Raw genomic sequence first — 6125 nt, 5'->3', positions numbered from 1 at the left:
CGTTTGCTATTTTTTTGTCACCTTCTTTTTATCCCAATGTTCAACACACCCTAATGATTGCTAAAAGTAGTTCAATAATTAATATAAATATAAGGATAGGATTATGGCATTATCTTTAAGTAAAGGTGGAAACTTATCACTGACTAAAACAGACCCTAATTTAAATAAGCTGTTAATTGGATTGGGATGGGATGAACGTGCGACATCTGGTGCTGAATTTGACTTGGATGCCAGCGTCTTTTTGTTGAATAACGCAGGACGTGTTCGTGGCGATCATGATTTCATTTTTTATAATCAATTAAAATCTGATAATGGCGCGGTCGAACACACAGGTGATAACCGTACAGGTGAAGGTGATGGCGATGACGAAGTTATCAAAGTAGACCTATCTCGCGTGCCTGTAGATGTGGATAAAGTGGTGGTCACTGTGACCATTCATGATGGTCAGGTACGTAACCAAAACTTTGGACAAGTTGCCAATGCTTTTATTCGTGTGGTGAATGAAGAGACCGGAGTAGAGGTAGTCCGCTTTGATTTGGCTGAGGATTACTCTGTCGAAACAGCCATGGTATTTGGCGAAGTTTATCGGCATAATGGCGAGTGGAAATTCCGAGCCGTCGGCCAAGGTTATTCCGGCGGTTTACAAGCGATGTGTCAAAGCTATGGTGTTGTCATCTAAACGACTTGAGCTGTTTGGATGGAAGTTGGTCTGAAGTAGTTACCCTAAACCCACTTTATAAGCGCCTAAATATATGCGCATAATTTGGTCAATTAGACGCCTATCTTTGGGGTCAAAGACTTAGCACCAGACAATATGATTTTACGACAGGATAGGTAATGAAACATTTTTATTTCGACTTTATTTTTACAACAATCGCCTTAATAGTGGCCGCTTGGTGGGGATACTCTCATGGCGGTATGAGCGGACTGATATCAGCGCTCTCCATTACTGCTATTTTGGCGGTAATGGAAATCTCTTTATCATTTGATAATGCGGTGGTTAACGCCTCAGTGCTTAAGCATTGGGACAAGTTTTGGAAAATGATATTTTTAACCGTTGGTATTTTAATCGCGGTATTTGGTATGCGTCTGGTATTCCCGATTGTTATTGTGGCAGTGACCGCTGACATGGGTATGATGGATGTTATTAACTTGGCTTTATATAATCCAACGGAGTACTCAGCCAAATTAATGGCGCACCATGCAGAGATTTCAGCTTTCGGTGGCATGTTCTTACTATTGGTATTCTTAAACTTCTTATTTGACGATAAAGACGTGCATTGGTTCGGTTGGTTGGAAAGACGCTTGGCTAAGTTTGGCGATGTTGATGCCATGAGTGTATTTGTGGCTCTTGCTATTTTGATGATTTCATTATCATGGGTTCATGAGGAACAAACGCTAGTTGTACTAATAGCTGGCATTTGGGGCATCTTGGTTTACTTGGGTGTTCAAGTGGTATCAGGCATGCTTGAGGGCGATCTTGAGGAAGCTGAAGAAGCATTAGAGGACGGTGAAGTTGCCACCAAAGGCAATAGCTCTGCAAATGTTGGTAGTGCAGTGATGAAGGGTGGTATTGCTGGATTCTTATATCTAGAAGTATTAGATGCGTCATTTAGTTTTGACGGTGTAATTGGTGCGTTTGCGATTACCAATGATGTGATTATCATTATGTTAGGTCTGGCCATTGGTGCTATGTTCGTGCGTTCGATGACCATTTTCTTGGTGGATAAAGGGACTCTTGATGAGTTTATTTACCTTGAGCACGGTGCGCACTATGCTATTGGCGCTTTAGCAGTAATTATGTTGTTATCAATGAAGTTCCATGTTCCAGAAATTGTAACAGGTCTAATTGGTATCGCATTTATTGGGTGGGCAGTTTTAGCTTCTATTAGATTCAAAAAGTTAGAGCAAGCAGGTAAAATCTAGCCATTCTGTAATTATAAATAGTAAGCTAAATTACTAACGAACTGTAACATTTAAATGAATTATGGTTTGGTTAAATTCACTTTATAACTGTGTCTAACCGGCTTTAAGTGATTTGGTAAATCGTCTTGATTATCGGTCTTGCAGTAAGTATAGTTAACGAGAGTTTCGACTCTCGTTTTTTATTGTCTAGTATTTATATCAGCATAAATTATCATGACAGTTAACATTGATAAGATACTAGACTGATGAAAGTCATTCAAAATCAAGACTAACTAAATAGTAATAATAACTTATTTAACTTTTGTACTAACTAACTTTTATATAACGATAAAGGAAAATATCATGGCTATTAGCTTAACAAAAGGCGGTAACGTCAACTTATCAAAAGAAGCACCAGGTTTAACCAATATGACTATTGGCTTAGGCTGGGATCCTCGTGCTACAGATGGACAAGACTTTGATCTAGATGCTATCGCATTTTTATTAAATGATGCCGGTAAAGTGCGCAATGACCAAGATTTTATTTTCTTTAACAATCTAAAATCTGGTGATGGGTCAGTTGAACATACCGGTGATAACCGTACCGGTGAAGGTGATGGTGATGATGAAGCCATTAAGGTTGACCTAACAAGAGTACCCAGTGATGTATCAAAAATTGCCGTTTGTGCCATCATCTATGAAGGTCAAGCTCGCAACCAAAACTTTGGTCAAGTTGCCGATGCCTTTATTCGTGTTGTTAACGATAATGGCGGTACTGAAATTGCTCGTTTTGACTTATCAGAAGATGGCAGTACAGAAACTGCAATGATTTTTGGTGAAGTTTATCGCCACAATGGTGAGTGGAAGTTCCGTGCTGTAGGTCAAGGCTTTAGTGGTGGTTTGGGTCCATTAGCAGCTTCATATGGCGTTGCGGTTTAATAGATTTAGCAATAAATTCAGAACTAACAGCTTAAACAGTATCTTTACCAACCAAAGCTTAAAGACCTAAGCTGATGTAATAAGCGTATCATTTAGTGTAGCAATACAACGGTGCATAAGGACAGCATTATGGCGGCAACCTTCAGTTTGATAGGTACCATCGAGCCTTTTTTACATTGTAATTTAAAGCAAGGCGACTCAATTTATTGTGAAGCCAATGCTATGGTTATGATGGAGAACAACCTTGAGCTTAAAGGTAAACTGCAAGGTGGTTTGATGCAGTCCTTAATGCGCCGATTTGCCAATGACGAATCTTTATTCCAACAAGAGATTGCCGCCACAAACGGCGAAGGGGACTGTTTATTGGCCCCCACTTTAGATGGCGATATGCAGATTTTAGATATTGGTGCTCAGCAATATACCTTAAGTGACGGCGCTTTTGTTGCCGCAACACGTGATGTAGAAGTGAAGGCAAATATTCAACGCAATTTGGGCGGAGCTGTGTTTGGCGATACCGGTGGATTTGTAGTTATGCAAACCCAGGGTAATGGTCAGCTTGTGGTATCTGGCTTTGGCTCTTTGTTTGAAATAGAGGTTACTCCAGGCAAAGATGTGGTCATTGATAATGGTCATGTGGTCTGTTGGGACTCCACTCTTCAATACAGTCTATCGGTCTCAACCAGTAAGAAAAAAGGCATTATGAGCAATATCATTAACTCCGTCACCAGTGGCGAGGGTATGGTGCTTAACTTCTCAGGTCAAGGTAAGGTAATTATCTGTTCGCGCAATCGAGATACTTATCGTGGTTGGGTCCAAAGCATACTCGGCAGCAGCTCAGGTGGCCGTGGTGGCAGTGGCGGATTTTTAGATAACATTTTATAGTAGTATATTTTAACAACTATATTTTAACAACAATATAGATTTTAGCTAAATTAACTTAGAACTCGAGTCACTTCTTGAATCACTTAAAGATACTTAACATTTCACTCATATATCACTATAAATTACTATATCAAAATATCAAGGATAAGTAATATGGCAGTTAATCTGCAAAAAGGACAAAAGATTTCACTGAGCAAAGAAGCTGGTGGCAATCTAACTCAAATTAAAATGGGCTTAGGCTGGGATGTTGCTGGTTCTGCTGCACCTACTAAGAAAGGCGGCTTTTTAGGCAATCTTTTTGGTGGTGGCGGTTCAGGCGGTGACAGTATTGATCTTGATGCTTCATGCATTATGTTTGATGACAATAAACAGCCTATTGATGCCATTTGGTTTAATCAATTACGCTCAAAAGATGGCAGTATCGTGCATACAGGCGACAATCGCACTGGCGCTGGTGACGGTGATGATGAGGTCATCAATGTTGATTTGACCAAAATCCCAGCCAATGTCAAATCATTGGTATTTACCGTAAACAGCTTTACCGGTCAGAATTTTTCAACTGTTGAAAACGCTTATTGCCGTATCATAAATGGCAGTAATAATGCTGAAGTAGCACGTTATAATTTATCATCGCAAGGCAACCATACCGCAATGGTTATGGCCAAAGTTTACCTTCATAATGGTGAGTGGAAGATGCATGCCATTGGCGAAGTGGCGAGCGGTCGCACGTTTAATGATTTAATGCCGTCTATAACCCCACATGCTTAATAGCAAATAGGGTTAAGGTGGTGAATGCCACTAGATTGCTCTACAAAAGCTAAACATGACATACTTTCAATAATAAAAAAAACGCTGACTTAGATCAGCGTTTTTTATTCTAAAAATCAAATGAACCTAATAAAAGCTGCCTTATTTACGAGCTCGTTTCCAACTAAAGCCCCATCCAAAAGCTTCATCCATCTGCTGATGACCTGAGAAATAGCGGTTAATACGCTCAACATTGATACTGCCGTTTTGGTTTACCAAACGTGCAACTGCGCACATACCAGAGGCGTTATTACCTTCGGTCATTCTAGTTTCGATAGGTGGCTGGTCGGGGACATAAATGGTGATTATGCCATCAGTCTGGGCCCAGTTTGGCGCACCTTCGTAGATAAAGGCAAAGATGAACACTTCTTTGATATCGCTCCACCGAGCGCCATTGATATCAAGCCATTCACCATCTTGATTTTGGCCTGTGCGATCATCGCCACGCAATAGCACATAAGGTGCTTTTTGTAGGTCGCCAAAACGATCACCAAGTGCTTGAATTAAGGTGCGTTCACCATTAGCTAGATGCACCATAGCACCGACATCGAGATCGATACCATTTGATTTTGCCGCAAAAAGATCATTTAAAAAACCTTTCTTTTTGATTGTATTAGATGACCCGTTATCGGTTTGACGATTCCAGTTAAGGTTGACAGTAATTTTACCAAAGTCGTCTTTTTTCTTTAGGTTAATGCTCGATTGATTCTTAGTTAAACTAATTTTGGATAAATTAACCGATTGTGGTGCGGTGGAGCTGATAGGCGGTGGTGTCTGCTGTAACGATTGCGGTGATTTTTGCGGGCTTGGTGTAGGTGGTGATGTACGTGTTGAGGTAGGTGGTGATGTGGATACATCATCAGCGATTTCCACCCCAAAATGCTCAGAAAGTGGTTTTAAGCCCCCATCAAACCCTTGGGAAATAAAACGAAATTTCCATTGTCCTTGGCGACGATAGCATTCCCCTAAAATAAGAGCTTTTTCGCTACGATTTGCGCTTTGAACTTGGCAAGTCATCAGTACAGTAGCGCCTTGGAGCACTTGTAATTGGATGTCGCCCAATTGTGATAAGGGCTGATTGCTTGAAAAAGCCAAGGCAATTTTTTCAATGCTTTGAGGCTGAGTTGTTAAATTTATGTCAAAAAAGGCGTCTGTATCATGCCCGCGATGACTGATACTGCTATCATCGCTACGGGTCTGCCCATAAAATACCATGTCCCCATCACCACGCACCTTGCCATTCTCAGTCAAGCGGTAGGCCACGCAATCAATAGGCTGTTCACTTAAAACACGCACGCTTATATTATCAGTAGGTAGTGGCGCATTGGCACCTGCAATTAGGGTCTGACTCATAACAACTCTCCGCAACACTCTTATATTAGTAACTAGGGCTTTTAAGTTTAATATGCTTTATTCAGGCATAACCCTTAATGATTATAGTCCACGATATATAACTAACAAATGAACGAAACAATGTTTTATCAGTCTAGCAGATTCAACCATAAAAAAAGTAAAATTAACAAGCGAATGAAAAGCAAATGAAAAGCCAATATAAATCGAAAGAAAAAACAGACTTAATAGACAAATTAAGT

Annotated in this window: 6 protein-coding genes; 5 read left to right on the top strand and 1 reads right to left on the bottom strand. The window is 40.3% G+C overall.

Going from position 1 to position 6125, the window contains the following annotated elements; translation table 11 throughout:
• Positions 1–103 precede the first annotated feature (103 nt).
• From QZ265_RS09335 to QZ265_RS09315, 5 genes are all read left to right on the top strand, one after another.
• Positions 104–679 carry a TerD family protein gene (locus QZ265_RS09335; RefSeq protein ID WP_296405573.1) on the top strand — a complete coding sequence of 192 codons (576 nt, stop codon included), beginning with the start codon at positions 104–106 and terminating at the stop codon, positions 677–679.
• A gap of 158 nt (positions 680–837) precedes the next feature.
• Positions 838–1926: a DUF475 domain-containing protein gene (locus QZ265_RS09330; protein WP_296405571.1), complete on the top strand. Its 1089-nt coding sequence runs from the start codon at positions 838–840 to the stop codon at positions 1924–1926.
• A gap of 342 nt (positions 1927–2268) precedes the next feature.
• Positions 2269–2844 (top strand): TerD family protein, encoded by a 576-nt coding sequence (locus QZ265_RS09325; protein WP_296405570.1) that lies wholly within the window; start codon positions 2269–2271, stop codon positions 2842–2844.
• A 129-nt stretch (positions 2845–2973) separates the two neighbouring features.
• Positions 2974–3726, top strand: coding sequence for a TIGR00266 family protein (locus QZ265_RS09320; protein ID WP_296405568.1), 753 nt, complete (start codon positions 2974–2976; stop codon positions 3724–3726).
• Positions 3727–3879: 153 nt separating this feature from the next.
• Positions 3880–4494 carry a TerD family protein gene (locus tag QZ265_RS09315; RefSeq protein WP_296405567.1) on the top strand — a complete coding sequence of 205 codons (615 nt, stop codon included), beginning with the start codon at positions 3880–3882 and terminating at the stop codon, positions 4492–4494.
• A 141-nt stretch (positions 4495–4635) separates the two neighbouring features.
• Here QZ265_RS09315 and QZ265_RS09310 read toward each other — a convergent pair whose 3' ends face one another.
• The gene (locus tag QZ265_RS09310) at positions 4636–5886 is read right to left on the bottom strand and encodes a TerD family protein (RefSeq protein ID WP_296405565.1); all 1251 of its coding nucleotides are present in this window, start codon (positions 5884–5886) and stop codon (positions 4636–4638) included.
• Positions 5887–6125: the final 239 nt, after the last annotated feature.

The sequence above is a fragment of the Psychrobacter sp. genome, from assembly GCF_018260395.1.
Classification (GTDB): Bacteria; Pseudomonadota; Gammaproteobacteria; order Pseudomonadales; family Moraxellaceae; genus Psychrobacter.
Note: the sequence above shows the minus strand (reverse complement) of the source record. Positions and strands in the feature narration are given on the sequence as shown.

Excerpts from the sequence above, each read along its gene's own strand:
- QZ265_RS09310 (WP_296405565.1), bottom strand. The coding sequence starts at position 5,886 with ATGAGTCAGACCCTAATTGCAGGTGCCAATGCGCCACTACCTACTGAT.
- QZ265_RS09315 (WP_296405567.1), top strand. The coding sequence starts at position 3,880 with ATGGCAGTTAATCTGCAAAAAGGACAAAAGATTTCACTGAGCAAAGAA.
- QZ265_RS09325 (WP_296405570.1), top strand. The coding sequence starts at position 2,269 with ATGGCTATTAGCTTAACAAAAGGCGGTAACGTCAACTTATCAAAAGAA.
- QZ265_RS09330 (WP_296405571.1), top strand. The coding sequence starts at position 838 with ATGAAACATTTTTATTTCGACTTTATTTTTACAACAATCGCCTTAATA.
- QZ265_RS09320 (WP_296405568.1), top strand. The coding sequence starts at position 2,974 with ATGGCGGCAACCTTCAGTTTGATAGGTACCATCGAGCCTTTTTTACAT.
- QZ265_RS09335 (WP_296405573.1), top strand. The coding sequence starts at position 104 with ATGGCATTATCTTTAAGTAAAGGTGGAAACTTATCACTGACTAAAACA.